Source organism: Dysosmobacter sp. Marseille-Q4140 (assembly GCA_018228705.1).
Lineage (GTDB): Bacteria > Bacillota > Clostridia > Oscillospirales > Oscillospiraceae > Oscillibacter.
In genome coordinates this window covers 2,871,157-2,895,003 of record CP073694.1, presented here as the reverse complement: position 1 = coordinate 2,895,003, position 23,847 = coordinate 2,871,157, and the positions used below count along the sequence as shown (strand labels likewise).

The 23,847-nt window shown below is 60.0% G+C and carries 33 protein-coding genes and 1 other RNA gene; 10 read left to right on the top strand and 24 right to left on the bottom strand.

What is annotated here, in order from left to right:
- Positions 1 to 123: 123 nt before the first annotated feature.
- The 20 genes from KFE19_14435 to KFE19_14340 all read right to left on the bottom strand — a co-directional run bounded on the left by KFE19_14435 (position 124) and on the right by KFE19_14340 (position 10,688).
- Positions 124 to 510: an HNH endonuclease gene (locus KFE19_14435; GenBank protein QUO37553.1), complete on the bottom strand. Its 387-nt coding sequence runs from the start codon at positions 508 to 510 to the stop codon at positions 124 to 126.
- Between the two features lie 70 nt (positions 511 to 580).
- Positions 581 to 775: a hypothetical protein gene (locus tag KFE19_14430; GenBank protein QUO37552.1), complete on the bottom strand. Its 195-nt coding sequence runs from the start codon at positions 773 to 775 to the stop codon at positions 581 to 583.
- An 85-nt stretch (positions 776 to 860) separates the two neighbouring features.
- Positions 861 to 1,580: a hypothetical protein gene (locus KFE19_14425; protein ID QUO37551.1), complete on the bottom strand. Its 720-nt coding sequence runs from the start codon at positions 1,578 to 1,580 to the stop codon at positions 861 to 863.
- A gap of 414 nt (positions 1,581 to 1,994) precedes the next feature.
- The gene (locus KFE19_14420) at positions 1,995 to 2,270 is read right to left on the bottom strand and encodes a hypothetical protein (GenBank protein ID QUO37550.1); all 276 of its coding nucleotides are present in this window, start codon (positions 2,268 to 2,270) and stop codon (positions 1,995 to 1,997) included.
- The gene (locus KFE19_14415) at positions 2,267 to 2,770 is read right to left on the bottom strand and encodes a DUF551 domain-containing protein (protein QUO37549.1); all 504 of its coding nucleotides are present in this window, start codon (positions 2,768 to 2,770) and stop codon (positions 2,267 to 2,269) included. The genes KFE19_14420 and KFE19_14415 overlap by 4 nt, the downstream gene beginning before the upstream one ends.
- Complete coding sequence (locus KFE19_14410) at positions 2,770 to 3,174, bottom strand: single-stranded DNA-binding protein (protein QUO37548.1); 405 nt, start codon at positions 3,172 to 3,174, stop codon at positions 2,770 to 2,772. The genes KFE19_14415 and KFE19_14410 overlap by 1 nt, the downstream gene beginning before the upstream one ends.
- Entirely contained in the window at positions 3,168 to 3,590 is a 423-nt protein-coding gene (locus KFE19_14405; protein ID QUO37547.1) for a hypothetical protein, read from the bottom strand. The genes KFE19_14410 and KFE19_14405 overlap by 7 nt, the downstream gene beginning before the upstream one ends.
- Complete coding sequence (locus KFE19_14400) at positions 3,580 to 3,795, bottom strand: hypothetical protein (GenBank protein QUO37546.1); 216 nt, start codon at positions 3,793 to 3,795, stop codon at positions 3,580 to 3,582. Before KFE19_14400 ends, KFE19_14405 begins: the two co-directional genes overlap by 11 nt.
- Before the next feature lie 114 nt (positions 3,796 to 3,909).
- A complete protein-coding gene (locus KFE19_14395) occupies positions 3,910 to 4,188 on the bottom strand; it encodes a hypothetical protein (protein QUO37545.1) in 279 nt (92 codons plus the stop codon).
- Positions 4,185 to 4,346, bottom strand: a complete 162-nt coding sequence (locus KFE19_14390) for a hypothetical protein (protein QUO37544.1) — start codon at positions 4,344 to 4,346, stop codon at positions 4,185 to 4,187. Before KFE19_14390 ends, KFE19_14395 begins: the two co-directional genes overlap by 4 nt.
- Entirely contained in the window at positions 4,343 to 4,606 is a 264-nt protein-coding gene (locus KFE19_14385; GenBank protein QUO37543.1) for a hypothetical protein, read from the bottom strand. Before KFE19_14385 ends, KFE19_14390 begins: the two co-directional genes overlap by 4 nt.
- Positions 4,587 to 6,056, bottom strand: a complete 1,470-nt coding sequence (locus KFE19_14380) for a helix-turn-helix domain-containing protein (protein QUO37542.1) — start codon at positions 6,054 to 6,056, stop codon at positions 4,587 to 4,589. Before KFE19_14380 ends, KFE19_14385 begins: the two co-directional genes overlap by 20 nt.
- The gene (locus tag KFE19_14375; GenBank protein QUO37541.1) at positions 6,043 to 6,840 is read right to left on the bottom strand and encodes a ParA family protein; all 798 of its coding nucleotides are present in this window, start codon (positions 6,838 to 6,840) and stop codon (positions 6,043 to 6,045) included. Before KFE19_14375 ends, KFE19_14380 begins: the two co-directional genes overlap by 14 nt.
- A gap of 4 nt (positions 6,841 to 6,844) precedes the next feature.
- Positions 6,845 to 7,036 carry a hypothetical protein gene (locus KFE19_14370; GenBank protein QUO37540.1) on the bottom strand — a complete coding sequence of 64 codons (192 nt, stop codon included), beginning with the start codon at positions 7,034 to 7,036 and terminating at the stop codon, positions 6,845 to 6,847.
- Positions 7,033 to 8,391: an AAA family ATPase gene (locus KFE19_14365; protein ID QUO37539.1), complete on the bottom strand. Its 1,359-nt coding sequence runs from the start codon at positions 8,389 to 8,391 to the stop codon at positions 7,033 to 7,035. Before KFE19_14365 ends, KFE19_14370 begins: the two co-directional genes overlap by 4 nt.
- Positions 8,381 to 9,181 carry a helix-turn-helix domain-containing protein gene (locus KFE19_14360; GenBank protein QUO37538.1) on the bottom strand — a complete coding sequence of 267 codons (801 nt, stop codon included), beginning with the start codon at positions 9,179 to 9,181 and terminating at the stop codon, positions 8,381 to 8,383. The genes KFE19_14365 and KFE19_14360 overlap by 11 nt, the downstream gene beginning before the upstream one ends.
- 285 nt (positions 9,182 to 9,466) lie before the next feature.
- The gene (locus tag KFE19_14355; GenBank protein QUO37537.1) at positions 9,467 to 9,736 is read right to left on the bottom strand and encodes a hypothetical protein; all 270 of its coding nucleotides are present in this window, start codon (positions 9,734 to 9,736) and stop codon (positions 9,467 to 9,469) included.
- A complete protein-coding gene (locus tag KFE19_14350) occupies positions 9,733 to 9,987 on the bottom strand; it encodes a helix-turn-helix domain-containing protein (protein ID QUO37536.1) in 255 nt (84 codons plus the stop codon). The genes KFE19_14355 and KFE19_14350 overlap by 4 nt, the downstream gene beginning before the upstream one ends.
- Before the next feature lies 1 nt (position 9,988).
- Positions 9,989 to 10,450 carry a helix-turn-helix domain-containing protein gene (locus tag KFE19_14345; GenBank protein ID QUO37535.1) on the bottom strand — a complete coding sequence of 154 codons (462 nt, stop codon included), beginning with the start codon at positions 10,448 to 10,450 and terminating at the stop codon, positions 9,989 to 9,991.
- Positions 10,451 to 10,490: 40 nt separating this feature from the next.
- On the bottom strand, positions 10,491 to 10,688 hold the full coding sequence (locus tag KFE19_14340) for a helix-turn-helix transcriptional regulator (GenBank protein ID QUO37534.1): 198 nt from the start codon (positions 10,686 to 10,688) through the stop codon (positions 10,491 to 10,493).
- Between the two features lie 127 nt (positions 10,689 to 10,815).
- On the opposite strand from KFE19_14340, the gene KFE19_14335 reads away from it, so the two are divergent.
- The 4 genes from KFE19_14335 to KFE19_14320 all read left to right on the top strand — a co-directional run bounded on the left by KFE19_14335 (position 10,816) and on the right by KFE19_14320 (position 14,456).
- Complete coding sequence (locus KFE19_14335) at positions 10,816 to 11,163, top strand: hypothetical protein (GenBank protein ID QUO37533.1); 348 nt, start codon at positions 10,816 to 10,818, stop codon at positions 11,161 to 11,163.
- 270 nt (positions 11,164 to 11,433) lie between these two features.
- Positions 11,434 to 12,162 (top strand): hypothetical protein, encoded by a 729-nt coding sequence (locus KFE19_14330; GenBank protein QUO37532.1) that lies wholly within the window; start codon positions 11,434 to 11,436, stop codon positions 12,160 to 12,162.
- Positions 12,163 to 12,232: 70 nt separating this feature from the next.
- Positions 12,233 to 13,330 (top strand): type I restriction enzyme HsdR N-terminal domain-containing protein, encoded by a 1,098-nt coding sequence (locus tag KFE19_14325; GenBank protein QUO37531.1) that lies wholly within the window; start codon positions 12,233 to 12,235, stop codon positions 13,328 to 13,330.
- A 76-nt stretch (positions 13,331 to 13,406) separates the two neighbouring features.
- Positions 13,407 to 14,456 (top strand): site-specific integrase, encoded by a 1,050-nt coding sequence (locus KFE19_14320; GenBank protein QUO37530.1) that lies wholly within the window; start codon positions 13,407 to 13,409, stop codon positions 14,454 to 14,456.
- Between the two features lie 133 nt (positions 14,457 to 14,589).
- Here the strand turns inward: KFE19_14320 and ssrA are convergent.
- From ssrA to smpB, 4 genes are all read right to left on the bottom strand, one after another.
- Positions 14,590 to 14,955: a transfer-messenger RNA gene (ssrA, locus tag KFE19_14315) on the bottom strand.
- A gap of 114 nt (positions 14,956 to 15,069) precedes the next feature.
- A complete protein-coding gene (locus tag KFE19_14310) occupies positions 15,070 to 15,828 on the bottom strand; it encodes an SDR family NAD(P)-dependent oxidoreductase (GenBank protein QUO37529.1) in 759 nt (252 codons plus the stop codon).
- Positions 15,829 to 15,843: 15 nt separating this feature from the next.
- Complete coding sequence (locus KFE19_14305) at positions 15,844 to 16,380, bottom strand: peptidylprolyl isomerase (protein QUO37528.1); 537 nt, start codon at positions 16,378 to 16,380, stop codon at positions 15,844 to 15,846.
- The gene (gene smpB / locus KFE19_14300) at positions 16,377 to 16,937 is read right to left on the bottom strand and encodes an SsrA-binding protein SmpB (GenBank protein ID QUO37527.1); all 561 of its coding nucleotides are present in this window, start codon (positions 16,935 to 16,937) and stop codon (positions 16,377 to 16,379) included. Before smpB ends, KFE19_14305 begins: the two co-directional genes overlap by 4 nt.
- Positions 16,938 to 17,019: 82 nt before the next feature.
- Between smpB and KFE19_14295 the strand changes: the two genes are divergently transcribed.
- The 6 genes from KFE19_14295 (at position 17,020) to KFE19_14270 (ending at position 23,791) form a co-directional block, all read left to right on the top strand.
- Positions 17,020 to 17,568, top strand: coding sequence for an NUDIX hydrolase (locus KFE19_14295; protein QUO37526.1), 549 nt, complete (start codon positions 17,020 to 17,022; stop codon positions 17,566 to 17,568).
- Positions 17,569 to 17,587: 19 nt separating this feature from the next.
- Entirely contained in the window at positions 17,588 to 18,295 is a 708-nt protein-coding gene (locus KFE19_14290; protein ID QUO37525.1) for a response regulator transcription factor, read from the top strand.
- Positions 18,296 to 18,332: 37 nt separating this feature from the next.
- The gene (locus tag KFE19_14285) at positions 18,333 to 20,132 is read left to right on the top strand and encodes a HAMP domain-containing protein (GenBank protein QUO37524.1); all 1,800 of its coding nucleotides are present in this window, start codon (positions 18,333 to 18,335) and stop codon (positions 20,130 to 20,132) included.
- Between the two features lie 29 nt (positions 20,133 to 20,161).
- Positions 20,162 to 21,430 carry a hypothetical protein gene (locus tag KFE19_14280; protein ID QUO37523.1) on the top strand — a complete coding sequence of 423 codons (1,269 nt, stop codon included), beginning with the start codon at positions 20,162 to 20,164 and terminating at the stop codon, positions 21,428 to 21,430.
- A 21-nt stretch (positions 21,431 to 21,451) separates the two neighbouring features.
- A complete protein-coding gene (locus tag KFE19_14275) occupies positions 21,452 to 22,249 on the top strand; it encodes a hypothetical protein (protein ID QUO37522.1) in 798 nt (265 codons plus the stop codon).
- A gap of 243 nt (positions 22,250 to 22,492) precedes the next feature.
- Positions 22,493 to 23,791 carry a UDP-N-acetylglucosamine 1-carboxyvinyltransferase gene (locus KFE19_14270; GenBank protein ID QUO37521.1) on the top strand — a complete coding sequence of 433 codons (1,299 nt, stop codon included), beginning with the start codon at positions 22,493 to 22,495 and terminating at the stop codon, positions 23,789 to 23,791.
- Positions 23,792 to 23,847: the final 56 nt, after the last annotated feature.

Genomic DNA, 23,847 nt, shown 5'->3' with positions numbered 1-23,847 from the left:
CGCGTGAAGGACCGCCTGCGGTCTTGCTCACCCCGGCCAAAACTTTCTTGACCGGGGGGAGGGGTGCAGGGAATCCACGCAGGCGCGCACCAGATGCGCATGCACGCCCAAGCGTCCGTCCCATCAGCGCCGGTAGCGACTTCGCAATGCTGCGTTTTTTTCGCGCATTTCCGAGAGTGTCTTGCGGCTGTGGCAGGAATGGCAAAGGCTCTGCAGGTTGCTGCGGTCTGTGAACACGGTCCAGTCCCCACGGTGCGGCTGGATGTGGTCCACCTCGGTCGCCCTGGTCCGTCTGCCGAACTTGGCGCACTCGCGGCAGAAGGGCTCCTGGAGCAGCTGCGTGGGCCGCAGATCATCGATCCACTCCGGCGTGAGGTACATCCAGTGCCAGGACTTGGCCTCGGCGCTGCGCCGATCGCGATCTTTCGGTTTATGGGCCTCGCAGTATCCGCCGGAGACCAGGGCGGTGCATCCGGGATGCCGGCAAGGCCGGAGCGGCTTTTGTGCCATCGGGCTATCACCTCCGGGCAAAACAAAAAGCGCCCAAGCCTTCGACCCCCTCAACGGGCTGTCAAATGGCTCAGGCGCTGGTCTCTGAGGACTCTGGCTCAGGCGCTTCGATATTCACAATGCTGATCTGGCCGCACCGCTTACACGGCCTCGGCAGATTGTGGACGGTGGTGTCCGGGTTGACCTTGAGGATCTTGCCCTTGCCGCAGACTGGGCACATGACCCATCCGTCCTTTGTGACCAGTTTACCACGTTCCATGTTCATTCGCAACAGGTTGTTCCTCCTTTTGCAAGTTATTCAACTATATTTCAAGTAATAAAAAACCTATTCTAAATATAAAGCACTGTTTTTAAGGTTTCTCGATCCACCAGCTGTAATGGTACCGCCCGAAGGCATTGACCACCGTGTTGCACCCGGAGATCCGGACGCTCTCAGGCACCTGGATCACGCCGCTGTCGCTGCGGAAGATCTCCGTCTGCGGCAGCTTGGCGTTGAGGCTTTTGCTGACCACCCAGGTCCTGGCTGAGATCGGGATGACCACGCCGTCGGTGGACTCCTTGTTCCAATACTTTGCCGTCCGCCGGAACGTGTCATACGGTCCCCGCAGCAGCGGCTCGTCGTCTACCAGCCCATACTCCCAGAGATACTGGACGATGGCCGGAGGAAAGTCCTCATCCCGCAGCGCTACATGGACATGATACCGGTGATCTCCATGCTTGCCTTCAATCAGATACGCATAGTCCCGGCTCCATCCCGGGTTCCAGAGGTTCAGCTTCCGGAGGAATGACCGCCACAGCTTACGCACGTCCTGAAACTTCCGGGGAAGCACATCATCCCGGATGGTCAGGGTGTAGACGCTTGCCTTGAAGCCCAGCAGAGCCAAGCGGATCTCCAGCCGGTCCACCCGGGTCCGGCACACACTGCTGTCCTTGGGCGGCCGCAGGATTTTGTTCTTCTCCGTCCGCTCGTAGGGCGTATCGTTGGGGCTCAGCCGCGGCCGGATTGCCCTGCATTCCTTGACCAGCGGACCAGCTCGCTGCCGGGTGCAATACCAAATCGGGTCACTCATATGTATCGCATCATCTCCTCCACGGACCGAAAATGTTGAGTGCTGTAAACAGGGCCTCGGCTCTGCTCCAGCCGGATCAGCATATCGCATCCCCAGGCCGGAGAGCCTTTGCTGGTGCTGGCTGTCACGGTCAGGCCCCGCAGCGACCGGGTCAGGGAGATCTCCCGCCCGGCCGCCAGGGCCTGCCGCAGCTGGTCCAGGTCGTTTGGCGATAACAGATCTATCAGACGGATCCCCCCTCATCGGCATACCGCCATAAGATCCCCCGGTAGGGTGATCCCGTCCTGCACGCTGCACTGATCCGAGCGGCCTGCCCTCCAGTCTGCTCCGCCGCCTGAGTGACGGATGGAAATGCCGTCTGCGTCCCATCCGGAGCCGAGGAGACCACCGCCCGTGCCCTGGTCTTTCTTTTTTTCACGCTCGTTCCTCCCTAAGACGTTTCTCCAGCCGGCATTTCTTCTCCTGTTTATACCGAAAGACCGAATCCTCACAGTCGTGCAACACAATCATCTGCTCCAGCATGATAAGCACGTCCGCAATCTCCTCTGCGATGGATTCCCGGTTCAGCGATCCTCTGGCGTGCTTGCACAATTCCTTCTGCAGCTCCGCCATCTCCTCGAATACCATGACGGTCTGAGCATCCGGTCCGTAGGTGGAGAGGGCCATCCGATACAGGTCTTTATCGCTCATGGCATCACCTCCTCCGGCGGTTCCGGAATCGGCATCCAATGTGTTACAAAGAGGCCCGTACTTTCGTGTTGCCAGTGCGGCTCCGGGTCATGAGAAAAGTATGTCAGCGTACCAACAAATCGTGCTCCCAGGTCATCGTCCTCATGGTAAAAACCGTAATACGCTAAAACCGCCTTTTCATCCTCCGGAGTACGATCTTTTACGCTTACCCATTGATTCCCGACAATGCACAAAGATTGAGATGCGATTTCATTCGCTCTATCGCAGATGCTTTCCAAGGTGGTGTCTTTGATTTTTCCGTGCGGCACTTCCTTCAAATGCTCCAGCGTCAGTGGCTCACCGGTATCAAGATGCTGGGCCTTTAACTGCTCCATTGCCTCCCGGATAATGGCACAGCCATGGACCCCGCAATTATGTTCATAACCGCATCCAAGACATGCAAGGCTCCCGGTCTGCACCTTCAGCTGCTTCAGGGCAGCCAGCAATTTCTGATGTTCCATCAAAACGGCAGCTCCCCCTTCTCGTCCTCCGGCACCTCGGCAAACTCCCCAGCCGGCGCCGGCGTGTCTGAATCGGACACCGGCCGCTTGCTGTCCCCGAAATAGACGTTGTCGGCCACCACCTCGGTGGACCTGCGCTGGGTCCCGTCCTTATCGGTCCAATCCCGCACCTGGAGGCGGCCCTCTACCACAGCCATGCGGCCCTTGGAGAAGTACTTGCTGACGAACTCAGCCGTGGAGCGCCAGGCCACAATGTCGATGAAGTCCGTCTCTCGCTCCCCGGACTGGGACTTGAAGTCCCGGTCCACGGCTAGGGTAAAGGACGCCACCGCCGTTCCGTTTCCGGTGTGGCGCAGCTCCGGATCCCGGGTCAGGCGGCCCATCAGAATGATTTTATTCAGCATTGGCCGCACACTCCCGCAATCCGCCGGAACACCTGATACTTCCCAGAGGGACGGTCCGGATCATCTCCGCTGCCGGCATCCAGCAGCATCTCCTCAAAACCGGCTCCCTCCAGCGCGTCAATCGAGTACAGTTTCCCGTACAAAACCACGCCCTCTTCGCAGCCGCCGGGGTCTCCCTCATACTGGGGCGGATATACGAACCGCACCCGCTCAAAGTGCATCCTGCGCAGCTGCTCCGCCGTCAGCGGCTCACTGGACGGCATGGCCCGCAGCGCAATGGCCCCCATCCGGCAGGCCTCCACGATTGCGGCCTGACGGGCCTCACAGTCCCCGGCATACGCGGCCAAGGCCTCCAGGCTCGTCTCCGGATCCAGGATCCGGGCAGCATCCTCATAGGTCATCGCCTTAGTGCCCATTCCGCCTTCTCCTCTCTATCCGCTCATGCAATCCCTTGCTGTACTCGAAAAGTTGTGCCTGTTGAGATCGCCGGTGCTCCGCTTCCTTCTGGGCGGCCCTGGCCTGGGCGGTGTATTCCGCCCAGGCCTTGCAGATCTCCGGATCGTGGCACCCCACCCGGCGCTGCCGGCAGTCCAGGCAGGGCGGCTGCGGCGTCCCGCTCATACTGCCGCCCCCACGGCCTTGCCGCACAAGGCCAAACAGCAGGCAGCCACCCACAGCACCACGCTCAGCCGGAGCAGCATCCTCTGCCGCCGCTCCCGGCCGGTGTATCGACGGTTATCCACGCAGATCCTCCTTTTGGTTATTGCTAAACCGGACAAATTTGACACCGACACTCGGATCCGGCACATTGTCCTTATCCCAGGTGGGGCTGTCCGGATGCATCGTCAAGATCAGCCTATGCTTGAAAAACTCCGCCATCTCCGGAGACCGAGTCCGCATCAGATTGTAAGAAATATTGATTAGCACTCCCAATTCCGCCGCAATCTCTGTGGCACAGCCCGAAGCAGTGGCTTGGATCTCATGCCCCGCTTCATCGTAAATAAATCGGATCATCTGCCTTCCTCCTTCCGAATGATCCGGGAGACAGGCTTTCCGTCCACCCGGATCTCACAGCCGCCCCGCCGGAGGGAGCGCTGCTCCTCCGGCGTCGGCACGCAGCCGATGTAGCGGCACTTTGGCCGGCCGTCCTGCCAAACAACCACATCCATCATGATATCAAAAACGCCTCCACTCTCCGCACAGATGCTCCGTTGAGCTCCGCCAGGATGGTTTCTACAGATCCCTGGAGATCCATCCCTGTGACCACCACTCGACGAATGGAGCCATTGACGCAGCGAATAATGGCCACCTCCTCTCCGTCATCGTGGAGGTGATACTCCAAGCGCGCCACCCCCGGGCACATCTCCGCAAGGCACCGTGAGAATGTACGGGACAAAAAGTTCTTTTTTACATCAAGCGTCGTCTGATTCATGTGGGTCCTCCTTCACCGGCAACAGCATCCACCAATATCCGACGTCATATTCACCATGAGATGGCTCATCCAGCTCACAGCCCACGTCTGTGTCCTCAAATGGATAAAGGTCATGATAGCCGCCCACACAGCGGGCGGTCACATAGCAAGTCCCTCCAAGTGGATTATCATAAGCAATAACTACCAACTGATCTTTTGCCGGCCAGTGTTCCTCGTCCAATGGCTGCCACTGCGCCGGAACAGGCCTGGGCGAGGGATCGTCGGTCAGGCCGTATAGGTAATCCGTGCTGACGCCCAGGGCCTTTGCCAGCCGGGGAAACGCACCAGACCCCGGGGAATTGCCGTTTTCCCAGGCGCTGTAAGTCGCCTTATACTCTCCAATTTTCTCCGCAAAGGCCGCCCGGTCCAGGCCGGTGGCCTCCCGGGCCGCCCGGAGACGCTGAGAGAACCGCTCCCGCCGCACCTGCCAATCCTCCGCCGACATCTCCACTCGGTTTTCCAGCTTCGGAGGCGGCGCAATCCCACCGTGCGTCTCCGGAAGTGCCTGAGGCTCCGGATCATTGGCCCGCGCATACTGGCAGGCCGCCGGACAGGTATTTCTGCTCAGGCATCCCTGACAGCACCCAGCACCGTGCCACTCGCCGCCGTGGTAGTCGTGTTCTGTGATCTCCTCGGCATGGGGGCAAAACTTACCCGTCTCCGGGCACTCCTTTTTGCAGCCATTCCACATCAACAAGAAGTTTTTGACGCTGCGGATGCTGTAATCGTGATGGCCGTCAATCACCCAGTCCAGCAGCCGGTACTGGGCCTCCGCCGGCAGACGGGCGATCTCCAAGGCAGCGGCCTCCGGGATTTCCTTTTTTGCCCACTTCTCCCGGATCCCTGGAACTTTCAGACCATTCTTGATGACCTTCGCGTTGGCGATCTTCGTTTCCGAGACCTGCAACAGCTGGGCTACCTTCTCCCGGGTCCTCCCGGAAAACGCAAAGCCCTCCTTTTTCAACGCCAGCAGCGCCGCCTCCAGCTCCTCCGCCTGCTGAGCCAGCTCCGCGCTGGACATCGTCCGGTTGTCGCAGTTGCCGCAGATCAGGCGGATCCGCTCCATGGCGGAAGACTCCCCGGTCCGCTCCCGGATGCAGGGCACCTGCGCAAACTGCGCCAGGCCCTCCTCCTTTGCCAGCCGCAACAGCGCCCGGTGGCGCCGGTGGCCGGTCACGATCTCAAAGTGGCTGCCTTCCTTGGGCCGAACCCGCAGGGGCTGCTGGAGTCCCACCAGACGGATGTTCTCCGCCAGTTCCGGGATGCCCGGCAGGTTGTAGAAATTCCGGGGATCCGGATCCAGCAGATCCAGGTCGATGTACTCGATCTGCTCCCGGCCGGTGTCCGATTCGGACACTTTGGCCAGCTGCGCGCCCAGCATGGCGGCAATGTCTGCTTCACGCTTTGCCATGTCCGTCACCATCCTCTCGCAGGATCTCCTCTGTCAGGTCCCGATAATCCTGTGCCGCAGCGCACCAGGGCGAAAACTCCACCAGGGGCATCTTGGCAAACGTCCCGGCGCACACCCGCTTGGAGTATCGGATCACCGTCTCAAAAACCGGCAGCTGACTGGCCCGCAGCACCTCCAGGGCCTGCCGTTCCTCCTCCGTTTTGGTGTACTGGGTCACCAGCACGCCCCGGACCCGCAGCCGCGGGTTGATCCGCCGCATATTGGTGATCTGGAACACCAGATTGCTCATGCCGCCGGTAGAGAAGGCGTCCAGCCGAATGGGAATGATGACCTCGTCGGCGGCGATCAGCGCTGCGGCGCAGGCGGTGGACAGCGCCGGTGGGCAGTCGATCAGCAGATAATCGTAGCCATCGGGATCTCCGGCATCCTCCTCCAGGGCCACCCGCAGCTCCTCGATGGCCTCCCGGTGGGTCTCGCCCCGGACGGTGGCATCCACATCGGCCGCCAGCAGCCGGATGTCGGCGGGGATCACGTCCACATCCTCGATGCAGGTGGGCGTTACAAAGTCCGGATAGTATCCGGCTCCGGAGGTCAGCAGCTCCAAAGTGGTGCAGGTATCGTCCTCAGCGGGCTCCACACCGAAGTACTGGCTCAGGTTCCCTTGGCTGTCGGCGTCGATGGCCAGCACCCGCTTTTTCCGCTTCGCCAGCAAACAGGCAAAGGTGGCCGTGGTCACGGTCTTTCCCACCCCGCCTTTGAAATTCATAATCGCGATCGTTCTCATGTCTCTAGTTCCTTTCGTTCTGATTGCCCCGGGAAAATACCGTCTCCCGGAACTTGAAGCAGTTCGGCGCTGGGCCGGTGATCTCCACCTGGTAAAACCGGCCCTGGGGGTGTATGTAGACCACCGGCGCGGTGACGCTGCGCGGCTCCATACCCTCCACGGCCAGCCGAACCGTCACCATGTCTCCCAGCTTCACGGCAAAGCCTCCTCCGGAAAGATCTCGTCGACGGCGCCACGCTCCTCCGTAATGCGCAGCTGCTGCGCGGCCATGTCCCAGCCGTAGGGCCGCTTTGGGTTACCGGTCCGGTCCTGAAAGAACCGCCGGGACTTCCGGTCAAAATCCAGCCATTGCTGTCCCCGGGCACCAAAATCCCGGTTTTTGAGGATCTGCAGCAGGGGCTTCACATCCGGCTGCCCCTTTGCGTCCGACGCGGCATGGGTGGTCAGGAAAAACACGTTGTCCGCCCGGTTCGTGATATCGCCGCTGCCGCTGACATCGTCGGAGCTGACCTTGCTGTTTTTGTCGCTGGTCGACTTCCGGGGATGGACCACCAAGTGGGTGTGAACCTTCCGGCGCTTGGAAAACGTCACCAGCATCTGCGTGAACTTGGACTGCACCCGGTTGAAATCCCGGTCGGAGTAGCCGTCAAAATCCACGGACATGATGTTGTCCACCAGGAACACGTCGGCGTTGTACCGCATCTTGGCGTACTCGAACTGCTTCAAAATAGTCTCCGGATCGTGGCGGGTGTTCCGCTCCAGGTCAAACAGCCAAAATCGCTCGTCCATCCACTCGGAGATCTGCTTGTCCGCCATGGGGTCCGCCATGGCCAGGAGTTTTCCGGTGGCCTCGTCCTTCTCGTAGGCGATATGCTCCGGTCCGGCCGCCTGCAGGTAGATCCACTCCCGGAACTGCTCCTTCGGCAGCTCCCCGGAGTACGCGCATACGGTGTGCCCCTGATCGATCGCCTCCAGCAGCAGCTGCCCCAGGATGGTACTCTTGCCTACGCCGCGCTTGCCCGTCCAGACGGACAGCTCCCCGGCGAAAAAGCCGCCGATCCCCCGGTCCAGGACCGGGAACCGGGAGAGCACACGGGGCACCGTCCTCAGATCCCGCCGGGGCACCTGCGCCAGATTGAGGATACCGTATGCCGGCAGCTCTTCCGCGCCCTCCAGAATATCCAGCAGGCGGTCAGAGCCGTATGTACGGACGAACTCGTCCAGGGTCTTACAGTTGCGAAAGCCCGCGTCCGTGATAACGTAGATACACATGGCCGGAAGGCGGGGGCGCAGCTGCTTCACCATCTCCTCCCGGGCGATGGCGTTGGGCGTCACGATCACCAGATACAGGAAGCACTCCAGAAACGGCTGCACTTTGACGACATCATCCCAATCGCACCCGCTGCCCAGGCACACCGCGTTGATCTGAATGGCGGAGGCCTCTGCCACCGTGTTGCAGAACCACAGGCCCTGGGGCATTTTCGGATCCATAAAGCGGGGGATGAACGTCAGGTATTCCTCCGCCGCCCGCATCGCTTTTTCAAATTCCATCGATACCCTCCTGATCCTCAGCGGGTTCCGCATCCTGCGCAGGCAGCTCGTCCGGCTTCATGGGGTACACGCTGTTCCAGTTGTTGCTGGTGGCGTAGTCCAGCAGCATCACCTTCATGGATTGATCCGGAGCCAGGCGCCCCAGCTTGGCGGTGAGGGTGTTGAACGACCGCACGGTGAGCATGGGGTTCTTGCGCAGCTCCCGGCAACGGAGAAAGTCCGTCAGCGCCGCCAGCAGCTCCTGATCCTCCCCGGCGTAGGCCCGGGCAGCCGCCCAGATCTCCGGGGCCGTCTCCAGGCCGCCCCGCTTTTTCCTCTTGGCCCTACCGGTGTCCCCCTTGGGGGATATAGGGGGTTTTGTTAGTCTTTCTTTTGTTAAGTCTTTCTTTTGTTGTGTTGGATTTGCCGCAAACGGTAAAACCGTCGACGGTTTTGCCGTATACGGAAAACCCGAACACGGTTCCACCGTGACCGGATTTTCCGAACACGGTGGAGCCTCGTCCTGGAGAACATAAACGCTGCTGCCGAAGCGGCCGCCGTCCCCGTGGACCTGCTCCTGGACCAGATACCCGACCTCTTTTAGCTCCAGCAGCGCGGCCCGAATGATGTCCTTGCCGTACCCGGTATAAGCTGCCAGGCCGCTGATGCTGAACTGCCAGTCGTCCGGCAGACTCATCATGATGGCAAACAGGCCCTTGGCCTTGAGGCTCAGCCGGCGGTCCCGCAGCATGGAGTTGTAGAGGACGGTAAAACTCTGCTTCCTGCCGGAGCGAAACACGCTGTCGCTCACTTACGCACCCCCTCGATCCGATCGATCACCCGGAACAGGCCGCTGGTGCAGCAGCTGATCCCGATGACCGTAAAAAACAGTTCCCACGTCATAGAGTGTTGGCCCCCTCTCCGCCCTCCAAATTGGGCTTGCGAAAAGGCAGGAACTGTGTTACAATACTCTTGCGATCGTTCTCGGCCTTTTCGTAAGTCTGAGGACCCGGCCGCTCGGAGGCTCCACCCTCCGGGCGGTCTTTTTTTGCCCTGGCCCGGATCCGCTGCCGGATGCGGCCGTGATAGCTGTATCTCATATCGTCGCCTCCCGGGTTTCCGCTGTATTTTGATAGATCCGAGAGTAACGCTTCCAGGCATCGTCGCTGTAAGCGTTTTTTTCCTCTTCCGTCACAAGCCCAAGGCCCTGGGCAAAAAACAGCAGTCCGGCAATCTGTGCCTCAACCCTTTGTGCGCTGGACTTGTAGCAATCCTGCACGTATCGATCCAGCATCCCGAAAAGGATATTCAGGTGAAATTCCATAATGGCACGCATGTCATCCCGATCCAGATCAGCCCCGCTCATTTCCGCACCCCCATGATAGCCGCGGCGTCCTCCGGTGAAAACCGCAGGACCTTGTCCAAAGCCAGCAGCTCATCCAGGCCCCAGCCGCCCCTGCGCATCCGGCGGCCCAATGTCTGCCGGGGGATCCCGCTCCGCTCCGCCAGCTCTGTCTGGGTGGCGATGTCCCGGTCCGTCATATGGTGCCGGATGATCCGGCTGATGGAATTGATATGTTCTTGCCGTGGGTCTCGCCCCAGCTTTACCTTCGGCATGTCACTCGCTCCTTTCCGCGTCCGCCGACGCCAGTTGCAGCTCGTAAAAATCCTTGACCAGCCCGCCCAGCTCCCGGACGATCTCGTCGAACATGGGCCGCTCCTCCTCGTCGATGATCCCGTCCTCGGCGATCTCCAGCAGCTGCCGGTCCCGGCGCTTGTCGGCCCAACGGGAGAAGCTGTTGAACAGGCGGATGGTGGCCGCCTGGAGGGTGGTCTGCTCCACCGGGGGCAGGATGGCCGCCGCCAGATGGCTTGCGCTGCGCAGGTGCTGCACGGCCAGGTACTGGCTGTCGTAGAGCATCACCATGGAGTAGGCGATATCGTCCCCGGGGATCAGCTCGCCGGCCTCGAACCGGGCCAGCTGCCGCACGCTGAGGTTCAGCAGCTCCGCGGCCCGCTCCTGGGTGTAGCCCGCCGCCTCCCGGCAGGTCTTGTAAATGGTCTTGTCATTGTCCGGCATGGTCATGCCCTCCGATCTGTGGTATGAGTAAAGTATCAGGTCAGGCGGTAGCTCGTTTCCGCCCCAGGATCTCGTCCACGGAGCAGTTCAGGATATCCGCCAGTTTCAGGAGGTTGGCGGCACTGGGCATCGCCAGACCGGACTCCCAGGCGGAGACCGAGGCCTGCTTGACGCCCATGCGCTCCGCCAGCTCGTACTGCCGCAGTCCGGCAGCTTCCCGAAGTTTTTTAATTTCCATGTTCTTCCTCCTTTCCCTCATACTTGAAACGCCTGTTTGAGTGTGGTAATATAGCTACAAACTAATTAAAAATGCAAATTGCTTTTTCGGGGGAGAGATATTTGTGCGATTTAACGAGATAGATTGCATGGTTCTGGAAGACGCTCTGGTTAATTTTCTGGAACAAATTCAAGAAAACGCACCGCATTTTACAAAAACTCCCGGAGAAACTGTTACCGCAGCAATTTTTTCCATTGCTTCTGCCAAGAAAAAACTGAAAGCAATCCGCGAACAACAATCCCTGGATTTTACTTCACAAGAAGTGCAGATTATGTACTGGGCAGTTTCAGACATGCGGGATCATGTCACAAATTATCTGGACGAAGCCCCTCTCTCTGATTCGGATCGTAACATCGCAATTGAGACGCAAAAGACCTGTAATCGTCTGCTGAGAGAATTTTCAAACCTTCTTCGCAAGGATGGTATTCCATTTTAAAAACAACTTCTGGCCACTGAGTAAGTTTGTTCATTCGCTGCTCTAACTGAATAACAGAGAAAATCGTATGCTCTCCCCCCTTGTTTAGTTTGTTTTTGTTTAGCTTGTGGTTATAACTATAATCATCGTTTCGATGATTGTCAATGTAATTATTAGAAATTCAATGATTTTATAAATTCTTATAATTATTGAATCAATGATTTGTGCATATTGGAGGTGATTCCATTGGACACTGCTGGGCGCATATTTGAACTTCTCAAAGCAACGGGTATGGAGCAAAAAAAATTTGCCAGCCTTGTGGGTGTATCACCTCAAAAAGTAAGCGAGTGGAAATCTGGAAAGGCAAAGTCGTATACAAAACGGATCCCCCAGATCGCCGATGCCCTGGGCACCACCACGGAATACCTCTTAACAGGCAACGGCCCCAAGCATCGGGACAAGCTGGCGGCAGCTGCCGGGGCGGGTTCCGCTTTGGGTGCGGCCGCTATGGTTTTCCCCCCTCTTACAGCCTTAGGCGCGGCCGCCGCTGCTGGGGCAGCCATCTCCGGCGCAATGGGCACCGGCAAGAGCAAAAAGCTGCCAGATACCCTTCAGGCCCTGGACCTGGGCACCTTCCACCGCATCCCCATTCTGGGCCGCATTTCCGCCGGGCAGCCCCTATACGCCGAGCAGCACATCGAAGGCTATACCCTGACAGATCTTAACGGCGGCGCAGAATACTTTGCCCTCAGGGTCTCCGGCGACAGCATGAACGCCGCCCGGATCCAGGACGGCGACATCCTGATCGTCCGCCGGCAGGACGAGGTGGAAAACGGCGAGGTGGCCGTGGTGATGGTGGGAGACGAGGACGCCACCGTCAAGCGGTTCTACGCTACAGAGAGCACCGTCACGCTGATGCCGCAGTCCACCAACCCGGCCCACCAGCCTCAGATCTACGACATCTCCAAGACCAAGATTCAGGTCATCGGCAAGGTGGTCAAAGTGGAAATTACCCTGTGATTCCCGCCGGAAGGCGAAAAAAAACGTGTCCGATTCGGACACAAAGCATAGAGAATTAGGAGTGTGTGTTATGGATTTTATTGACCAGTTGAAGCAGTTCTCGAAACGTGTCGAGTCACTTAAAGGAACGATTCAAACCGAGGAAGCCACAAAGACTGCCCTGATCATGCCTTTTTTCTCCATGCTAGGTTATGACGTATTCAATCCCCAGGAGTTCGTTCCCGAATTTACCGCAGATGTTGGGATCAAGAAGGGCGAGAAGGTGGATTATGCCATCGTTAAAGATGGACAACCCGTCATACTGGTAGAGTGCAAATCCATCAGCGAAAACCTGGACCGGCACGACTCCCAGCTGTTCCGGTATTTTGGAACTACCTCTGCAAAGTTCGCAATTCTGACCAACGGCCAGTACTATCGCTTTTATACGGATCTGGACAATGCCAATAAGATGGATGAAGATCCTTTCCTTACCATCAACATCCTGGACATTCGAGACAACCAGGTCCCCGAGCTGAAGAAGTTCTGCAAATCCGTATTCGATATTGACTCGATCTTCAGCACGGCCTCTGAGCTGAAATATGTCCACGAATTCAAGGACATCTTCACTCAGCAGTTGGCGGATCCTTCAGATGATTTTATTCGTTTCTTCCTCCAGGGGTGCTATTCCGGCCAGAAGACGCAGAACGTTCTGGAGAAGTTCCGCCCTGTGCTGCGCAAAGCTCTGAATGACTACATCAGCGAGACCATGAACGATAAAATCAAGACCGCCCTGGGCGGCTCTGGTGGCAGCGTTTCTGTCCAGGAAGTGAAACCCGCAGAGGTCCAGGCTGAGGATTCCAACCTCAATAATACGTCAGAGAGTGAAAAGCGAGTTCCCAATATCGTCACCACCGAGGAAGAACTTGAGGCTTATTTCATCGTCAAAAACCTGCTGAGTGACGTTACTGATATTCACGACATCACATACAAAGATACTGAGTCCTACATCAATATTCTATATAAGGCCAACACACGTAAATGGATCTGTCGTCTGCGGCTCACTGAAAATGGAAAAGTTTTGATTATCCCAGACGAAAGTAAAAAAGAAACAAAATATCAACTGGAGGACATCTATGATCTCCAGAAGTATAAAGAGCAACTAAGTGAAGTCTTGCAAAGGTATATGTAAGCAAAAAAGCCGCCCCAGGCGGGCGGCTTTTCCTTGACCGTTTAATCGAACAGATGTTTTTAAAGGGGGTGCCTGCATGAGGATCCCGGAACCAAAACAGACCAAAGCCGGAAAATGGTACGTGCAGCTGATGGTGGACGGCGTGCGGTATAACCGCACCTTTGACACCAAAGAGGACGCCCTGTACTGGGCCAGCGGCCTCAAGACCAAGTCCGCCCAGGACGCCAAGGCGCCCCGTCACCTTACCGTGGGGGAGGCTACGGACAAATACATCGAATCAAAGGACAGCGTCCTCTCCCCCTCCACCCTGCTGGGCTACAAAAAGATCCGCAAAAACAGCATGGGGGACATCCAGGGCGTGCAGCTCCAGGATCTGACCCAGGAGCGAGTTCAGCGCTGGGTCAATCGCCTGGCCAAAGAAAAGTCTCCAAAGACCGTCCAAAACGCCCACGGCCTGCTCTCCGCCGTCCTGGACGTCTACCTGCCGGCGCTGAAGCTCAACACCACGCTGCCGCAAAAGGTCCGTCACGAGATCCAGATCCCATCCAAGGAAGATCTCAGGAAGATCCTCCAAAGCTGCCGTGGCACACCTTACGAGCTGCCCATCATGCTGGCCGTCTGGCTGGGCCTCCGGCAGTCGGAGATCCTGGGTCTCAGGTGGGAGGATATCGACGGCGATTACCTGAACGTTCGGCGGGCCATTGTCATGGGAGAAAACGGTCAGGCCGAAAAAACCACAAAGACATACAGCGGCACTCGCCGCATTCATATCCCGGCTCCGTTAAAGGCCCTGCTGGATGCCCAGCCACATACCAAGGAGCACATCGTAAATCTGTCCGGGAAGGCGGTTTACAGCGGTTTTTCCCGCATCTGCGAAAAAGCCGGCGTTCAGCATTACCGGTTTCACGACCTGCGCCATGTCAACGCCTCCGCCATGTTGGCTTCCGGGATCCCCAGCACATACTCCAAGCAGCGTATGGGACACGCCACGGACCATATGCTCAAGACGGTTTACTACCATACGATCAAGGAAGAAGAGGTCGCCTACGACGCCAAGATCGAGCAGTACTTGGAGGACATCATGCCGGAAGATCCGAAAAATACCGGCTCCGAAAAAGTGAAATAAAAAGTGAAATTTTCCGAATTTTGAGCGGTCTGGTTGGTCAATATATCACCAGGCCGCTCAACGCATAATCTTTTTAATCCATTGCAGCAGAACGCAAAAACGGGAGGCCTTGCATTTGCAAGGCCTCCCGCTCTGGTGGAGGTGGGGGGAGTTGAACCCCCGTCCGAAAGCACTTTGACAGGACCTTCTCCGGGCGCAGACGGTTATTGTGGGAGTCTCGCTCTCCCCGTTCCCCTTCCGGTCGGCAAGCCGTCACGCCGGCCGGTCAGGTCAGAGTCATCATTCATGGGCGGGTCAACTCTTTCCCGCCGCACGGACGCCACATCAACGACGCCTTCCCCGGCCTGTGGCCTCTCCGGTTCAGACGGCTGCCTTTAGTTAGGCAGCAACAGCAACAGTGTTGTTGTTATTTAATTTATAAATTGCCCGTTTTATGGCGGTCAGGCGCCGCCGCCCGCTAGTCCGGCCTCCATACCCCCGTCGAAACCGGTACACCCCCAGGTGTGTGAGATCGGGCCTGCTCCGGCGCGCAATCAGCGCCGGAGCAGGAACCGTTTTTAGAATCATACCACAATCCGTCTGCAAAGTGTGTTACAATTCCGTGAAATCCGCCTCATGTGCCGGTGATCTTCACCATCAGCTTCACCGGCACCACCTTGGCCAGCACCCGGTAAAACTTATAGAACAGTCGGGGCGTATAGATGGTCCTTCCCTCCCGGGCCGCCCGCAAAGCGCCGCCGGCCACCCGTACCTGATCGCAGTAGGGCAGCATAGCGAAGGCCCTGGAGTTGCCGGTGATACCGCCCAAGTCCAGAAATTCCGTCCACATGGGGCCGGGACACACCGCGGTGACGGTGATGCCGCGGCGGCGCAGTTCCTCGCTGAGGCCCACGGTGAAGGAGGAGACGTACGCCTTGGTGGCACCATACACCGTCATCCGGGGCGTGGGACAGAAGGAGGCAATGGAGGACACGTTCAGGATGCGCCCGCCGGAACCCATATAGGGCAGCACCAGATCCGTCACCGCCGTCAGCGCCCGCAGGTTCAGGTCAATCATGCGGGTCTGCTGGTCGGTGTGGCCCTGGCCCAGCTCTCCCAAAAATCCGCAGCCAGCACAGTTGACCAGAAGAGACACCTCCGGTTTCTCCGCCTCCAGCCGGGCCTTGAGCACCTCAAAGCTGATGGGGCTGCAAAGGTCGAGATCCAGGCACTCCACCGTCATGTGGGGCAGGGACTGGGCGATCTCCTCCAGCCGCTCCCGGCGGCGGGCGATGAGCCAGCAGCTGCCGATCTCCGGGAACACATCCGCCATCTGGCGGACGATCTCCCGCCCCAGGCCCGAGGAGGCGCCGGTGATAATGGCCGTTTTCATGGCCGCCTCCCGCGCTCAGCGCTTCTGGGGCGCAGGATAGTCCACGCCCTGGGTATCCACCCGGATGGACTGGATCACCACCGGGGTCTTGGGCTTGTCGTTGCGGTCCGTGGGGACCTCGGAGATGCGGATGGCCTCCTCCACACCGCCGGTCACCTGGCCGAAGGCGGCGTACTGGCCGTCCAGATGGGGGGCCGGGGCCACCATGATGAAGAACTGGCTGCCGGCGCTGTCGGGATGCATGGCCCGGGCCATGGACAGCACGCCGGTGGTGTGGCGCAGGTCGTTCTGGGTGAAGCCGTTGCCGGCGAACTCGCCCCGGATATCGTAGCCGGGGCCGCCCATGCCATTGCCGTTGGGACAGCCGCCCTGGATCATGAAGCCGGGGATGACCCGGTGGAAGATCAGCCCGTCATAAAAGCCGCCGTTGGCCAGGGAGATGAAGTTGTTGACGGTGTTGGGCGCCTTCTCCGGGTACAGCTCACCGGTCATGACGGCGCCGCTTTCCATAGTGATGGTGACGATGGGATGTTTCACTTCAGACATATTCATCGGTTCCTTTCTCTCAGGGTACGGTCGATCTCCCGGCGGGCGTCCCGCTGGGCGGCGGCCGCCCGTTTGTCGTAGTTCTTCTTGCCCTTGCAAAGGCCGATCTCCAGCTTCACCCGGGCGTCCTTGAAGTACACCGACAGGGGGACCAGGGTGTATCCCTCCTGCTGGACAAGCGCGTGGAGTTTGCGGATCTCCCGCTTGTGCATCAGCAGCCGCCGGGACCGGACCGGGTCCTTGTTGAAGATGTTGCCCTTTTCGTAGGGGGAGATGTGCATGCCGTGAACGAACAGCTCCCCATCCTTGACCGTACAGTAGGAGTCCTTCAGGTTCAGCGTGCCGGCCCGGATGGACTTGACCTCCGTGCCGAAGAGCTCCACGCCGGCCTCGTAGCGGTCCTCTACAAAATAGTCGTGAAAGGCCTTGCGGTTCTGGGCCGCGATTTTGATGCCCTTTTTCTCCGTGGGGCTCACCTCACTTTCCTGGGAAGTTTTTTCAGTATACCATGATTCTGCCCGTTCTTCAAGAGAAAGAAGCAGTTGGCTTTTCCAGGTGGACATGATATAATAGGATATTACCGAATGTGCATTTCCCCGGTCCGCCCGCTGCGGCGGCCGAATCTCTGATACGAGGTGTTTTTTCATGAACCAGCCCTTGGATCTGACCGAGCGGACGCTCAGCCGGAAGGACCTGTATGACGGGCTCCTGTGCCGCGTCCATGTGGACGAGGTGCTGCTGCCCAACGGCCATACCTCCCAGCGGGAGGTTGTGGACCATGTGGACGGCGTGGCGGTGCTGCCTCTGGACGAGCGCAACAACGTGCTGACCGTGACCCAGTACCGCTATGTGTTCGGCAAGCTGCTGCTGGAGATCCCAGCCGGCAAGCTGGACGAGGGCGAGGACCCGGTCTCCGGCGCCCTGCGGGAGCTGGAGGAGGAGACCGGCGCCGTGCCGGACAGCCTGCTGCCCCTTGGCGTGATCCTGCCCGCCCCCGGCTGCTACGGGGAGAAGCTGCACCTGTTCCTGGCCCGGGGCCTGCGGATGAAGGACCAGCACCTGGACCCGGACGAATTTTTGAACGTGGAGCGGATCCCCTTCTCCGAGATGGTCCACCGCGTCATGGACGGGGAGATCGAGGACGCCAAGACCATCGCCGCCGTGCTGAAAACCAAGATCCTGCTGGATCTGTAATCTTCTGCGGGAGGGTGCTATGAACACTCAGAAAACCGTCCTCATCGTGGAGGACGAGAAAAATATCGTGGATATCCTGCGCTTCAACCTCCAGCGGGAGGGGTATCAGACCTGCGAGGCCTACGACGGGGAGGACGGCCTGGCCAAAGCCCTGTCCGTAAATCCGGACCTGATCCTGCTGGACGTGATGCTGCCCAAGATGAACGGCTTCGACGTGTGCCGCCGCCTGCGGGACAAGGGGGACAACGTGCCGGTCATCATCCTCACCGCCCGGGAGGAGGAGGCCGACAAGGTCCTGGGCCTGGAGATCGGGGCCGATGACTATATCACCAAGCCCTTTTCCATGCGGGAGCTGATCGCCCGGGTGGGGGCCAACATCCGCCGCACCGCCATGGCGGCGCCGGTATCCGCCGCCGCCACAGCCATGCCGGTGGCCGGGGACCTGTCCATCAACACCGACAGCCACCAGGTGTTCCGGGCCGGAGAGGCCATCGATCTGACCACCCGGGAGTACGAGCTGCTGACCTTCCTGGCCAGCCACCCCAACAAGGTCTACTCCCGCATCGATCTGATGGAGCAGGTGTGGAACTACGGCTATGTGGGCGACGACGTGCGCACCGTGGATGTGACCGTCCGCCGCCTGCGGGAGAAGATCGAAGCCGACCCCGCCAACCCCGTCTATATCCTGACCCGCCGGGGCGTGGGATACTACTTCTCCGCCACATAAGGCCCCGCCACTTCCCTCCGAAAGAAGGTGAGTCCGCTTGTTCCGCAGCCTGCACATGAAGCTGATGCTGATCCTGCTGCTGCTCATCACATCGCTGATGGCTGTGGTGGGCGCCTTTTTGACCACCAGCGTCTCCAGCTTCTATATCGATACCTTCTACCAGCAGATGAGCGACGTGTTTGGAGAGGGCAACGGCGACTTCATCGCCACGCTCCGCAGCGACGCTGAAGCGCCGGACGGCGCGGAGCAGATCCGCCTTCTGCTGGACGCCCGGGCCGGCGAGCTGGGCATCGACTACCGCACCCGCAACTACTTCGTGCTGGACGGTGAGACCGGCGCCTTCCTGGCCGGCTCCACCGACGCCTCGGAGCTTCCCCGGGAGCAGACCGCCAACCTGCTCACTGCCCGCAACGCCGTGGCCACCGGGGACGCCTCCCTGGTGGGCGACGAGAGCGACATCACCGCCAGCTATATGGACGTGGCCATCCCTATCTTTGGCGGAGACAACGCCTACATTATTTATGTGCTGGATAACAAGGACACCGTGTCCGGGCTGAACAGCCAGCTGTTCCTCATCATCATGCAGGCGCTGATCATCGGCCTTCTGATCTCCGTGCTGCTGAGCTTTCTGCTGTCCAAGACCATGGTGGGGCCCATCGAAAAGCTGACTGCCAGCGCCGAGAAGGTGGCCGCCGGGGACTTCGACAGCCGCCTGACCGTGGAATCCACCGACGAGATCGGCATTCTCACCGGCACCTTCAACGAGATGGCAGGGGTGCTGCAAGCCACTCTGGCCGCCGTAGAGAACGAGCGCAACAAGCTGGACACGCTCTTCCTCCACATGACCGACGGCGTGGTGGCCTTTGACCACGACGGCGTGCTGATCCACTGCAACCCCGCCGCCACTTCCATGCTGCAGCGGACGGTCCCGGCGGAGAGCACCTACGACCAGCTCTTCGGCTCCGTGTATCCCTTCCGGGAGATGCTGGCCCTCCAGCGGCCCAACTACGCCGAGGGCGAGATGCTGGTGGGCGACCGGACCCTGGAGCTGTATCTGGCGCCCTTCTCCGACCAGGCCAGCGGCGGCGTGCTGATCGTACTCCACGACGTCACGGAGCAGCACCGCAATGAGGAGCGGCGCAAGGAATTCGTGGCCAACGTGTCCCATGAGCTGCGCACCCCCCTCACCAACGTCCGCAGCTATGCTGAGACACTCCGGGACGGCGGCGGCGAGATCCCGCAGGACACCGCCAACAGCTTTCTGGACATCATCATCACTGAGACGGACCGGATGACCCATATCGTTCAGGACCTGCTGACCCTCAGCCGCCTGGACGCCGGCAACGCCGAGCTGGTGCTCTCCCGTTTCCCCTTTGGGGAGGCCATCGAGAGCGTCACCCGGGCAAACGCCCTGGCCGCCAAGCAGCGGCTCCACACCCTGGTCTACCAGCCGCCGGAGAGCCTGCCGCTGATCGTGGGCGACCGCAGCCGGCTGGAGCAGGTGATGATGAACATTATCAGCAATGCCATCAAATACACACCCAACGGCGGACACATCACCATCACCGCCGGCTCTTCCGAGTCGGAGGTATGGATGGAGGTCTGCGACGACGGCATCGGCATCCCGGAAAAGGACCGGGAACGGATCTTCGACCGGTTCTACCGGGTGGACAAGGCCCGCTCCCGGGAATCCGGCGGCACCGGCCTGGGCCTGTCCATCGCCCGGGAGATCGTTCAGCGCCACCACGGCACCATCGAGCTGGCGCCCCACCAGGGGCCCGGCACCACCGTGCGGCTGACGCTGCCCATCGGCGGCCCCCGGCCCCTTCCCAACTGACCCACCCCGCCTGAGAGGAGGTACGCCCCATGGAGGACAACGCCCGGCGCAGCCGCCGCGACCTGATCCAGAATATCGCCATCGTGGCGCTGTCTCTCTCGGCGGTGCTGCTGTTCGCTCAGTCCCAGATCTACAATCTCATCTCCGGACAGGATCCCTTGGGCGACCAGTTCTCCGGTTCAGCTTCCGTAGATGCCACCCTTCAGCAAACACCCCTGACCGCACCGGTCCGGGTAGCCGTCACCGGAGCCTATACCCGCTACGGCGCCTGCCTCACTACGGATGCAGAGTCCTTTTCCGACCTGGGTCTGCTGCTCAAAGAGTCCCTGGGCTCCGCCGGCAGCCTGACTGCCTGCCGGGGACGGGATTTCCTGACAGCGCTGAACAGCACCAGCGTCTATTACGACTTTCTCTCTCCCCTCCCTCTGTCTATTCTGGCGAAGCTGGTGGGTGGAGACAGCGCTGCCGACTCTGTCAGCGCGCGGCACCTGGTCCTCTCTGTCGGGAGCGGTGCCGTGAGCCTTTACACGTGGGACGGCGAAGATGATTTCCGCTTCTGCCAGGTTCCCCCCGTCTCCGCGGACGATATGACGGCAATCGCCTCCAACTGTACGTTCGGCGCAGCGGCCTTTGCCATGGATCAGAAGGACCCGACATACAGCCGGATTGCTCCATGCTCCCTGCTCCTGGAAGAACAGCCAGACCTGCCGGTGCTCTCCGCGGCCAATCCCCTGTCCTCCACGGACCAGGTGCTGACCAGCCTAGGCTTTAACCCCAGCACCAAAAACCGCTACACCGACTCCAACGGGACGGAAATCATTCGGGAGGCGGACCGCTCCCTCCAGATTGAGCCCGACGGAACTGTGATCTATCAAAGCAGCGGCGTCTCTCTGGGAATCAGCGCCGTAGACGACGTCCCCACTCTGTCCGAGGCCGTGGACGGCTGTACCGCCCTGCTGCGGCGGCTCCTGGGCGATCAGTCCGGTGTAGCCGCCTTATATCTGGAGGCGATCAGCCAGACGGGGGAGACCACTGTTCTGCGTTTCGGCTATCATGCAGACGGCGTCCCCATCTACTTTTCCGACGGCGGCGCAGCCGCGGAAGTGACCCTTGCCGGTGTCTCTGTGACAGAGCTATCCCTGCAGTTCCGGCAGTACACCGACTCCGGCGAGACCTCCCTGCTGCTGCCCCTGCGGCAGGCTCTGGCCATCGCCGCTGCCGGCCGGGAAGGCGCAGAGCTGTCCATCGGCTACGCCGACAGCGGCGCCAGCGTCAGCGCCCAGTGGCTGGCGAAGTAAATCTCAAAAAAGGAGGAGGCCATGGAACGCTACCGGCTGAAAAACATCATCATTCTGATCCTGGCCCTCCTGAACGCCTGCCTGCTGGGGATTCTGGCTCTGCGGGCCAACGAGGAGCACGCCTCTCTCCGGCAGGCCCGGGAGCAGCTGGTATCCCTGTTTGCCTCCGCGGGCGTCACCCTGGATGCCGGCCTCATTTCCGACGAGACACCCCCCGCCTCCCTGACGCTGAACCGGGACGAGGCAGAGGAGCAGTCTCTGGCAGCATACCTTTTGGGCGGCACGCCCGTCCGCTCCGATCAGGGCGGCGGTATTTTCATTTACACCGGGGAGACCGGCGCCGCCCAGTTCCGCTCCAACGGCGGCTTCGATGCGGTGTGCAGCCGCACCCTGGAGGACCCGGAGGCCTTTTTCCAGGAATTCTGCAAGACCTTCGGCTATGTGCAGACGTCTGTCCCGCAGGAAGAGGGCACCTTCACTGCCGTCCAGTACTATCTGGATTATCCAGTGGTGGACTGCACCGTCACCTTCACCGTGGAGGACGGCGTGCTGAAGCGGGCCATCGGGACCCATCTGCCCAACAGCTCCGCCACCCCGGCGGCCGGTGAGGAGCCGCTGTCCGCCCTGTCGGCCCTGACGGCCTTCCGCAACACCATCCGCGAAGGCGCTGTGGGCACCGCCGTGACGGACGTCTACCTTTGTTATGAGCTGCAAAGCACCACCACTGCGCTTATGACCCTGGTCCCCGCCTGGTGCGTGGTCACTGATACGGCCGTTTATTATGTAAACTGCATAACCGCAGTTGTCACTCCGGCATAAAGTACCTGTTTCCCCTGATTTTTTTGCTTTTTGTTGAATTTGATCTTTATTTTATGTAAAAACAGGAATGATTTGCATTTCTACTTCAGGTATGGTATAGTGAGAGTGTGTGAGCTTTGGCCGGTATTTTTCTCCTGCCCGTGATTTTACTGCGGGTATGAAGCGCCGCTGGCCGGGTAAACTGTCTGCAAAGACGGTTCGCCGCCGCAAATGATAGCGCCTTTTGAAGAGAGGGTAACGAATTTGACAAAATATATTGTACAGGGTGGTCATCCCCTGTTTGGCGAGGTGGAGATCAGCGGTGCCAAAAACGCCGCCGTCGCCATTCTTCCCGCCGCGCTGCTGGTGGAGGGAAGCTGCCGTATCGAGAACATCCCCCAGATCTCCGACGTGACGCTGTGCCTGCGTATTCTGGAACAGCTGGGCGCCGGCATCCGCATGATCAACCGCCACACGGTGGAGATCGACTGCAGCCGTATCCACTCCACCCGCACCTCCTACGAACTGGCCCGGAAGATCCGCGCATCCACCTACTTTATCGGCGCCCTGCTAGGGCGCTTCGGACAGGCGGAGGTGGCCATGCCCGGCGGGTGCAACTTCGGCGTCCGCCCCATCGACCAGCACGTCAAGGGCTTTACCACCCTGGGCGCCAAGGTGGTGGTGGAGGGCGGCTTCATCCATGCCTCCACGGAGAGCGGATTGCTGCGGGGTGCCAACGTCTATCTGGACGTGGTCTCCGTGGGCGCCACCATGAACATCATGATGGCTGCCGTCCGGGCGGAGGGTACCACCATCATTGAAAACGCCGCCAAGGAACCCCACATCGTGGACCTTGCCAACTTCCTCAACTCCATGGGCGCCAACATCCGGGGCGCTGGTACGGACACCATCAAGATCCGGGGCGTGGACCGCCTGCGTGGCGGCAGCTACGCCATCATTCCGGACCAGATCGAGGCGGGCACCTACATGGCCGCCGTGGCCGCTGCCGGCGGACAGATCCTGGTGAAGAACATCATCCCCAAGCACATGGACTGCATCACCGCCAAGCTGGTGGAGATGGGTGTGGAGGTGGAGGAGCATGAGGACACCCTTCTGGTCCGCCGCACCGGCCCCCTCCAGCGGGCCAACGTCAAGACCCTGCCTTATCCCGGCTTCCCCACGGACATGCAGCCCCAGATCACCGCGGTCCTCTCCCTGGCGGAGGGCACTTCCCTGGTGACGGAGAGCGTGTGGAATAGCCGCTACCGCTATGTGGATGAGCTCAAGCGCATGGGCGCCAACATCCAGGTGGACGACAAGACCGCCGTGGTGGAGGGCGTGGACCATCTCACCGGCGCACCGATCCAGGCCTGCGACCTGCGGGCCGGCGCGGCGCTGGTCATCGCTGCCCTTGCCGCCCATGGCGAGAGCGAAATCAGTTGCGTGCAATACATCGAGCGGGGCTACGAGAACATCGTATCCAAGCTCCAGGGACTGGGCGCGGACATCCGCTCCGTGGAGGAGCCCGGCGAGTCTGAGGAGCTGGAGGCCCACATCGGCTGAGCGCGCTTCTGAAAAGAACTGCACATTTCATCAGCGTCCGCGATGGAGGGCGGCCC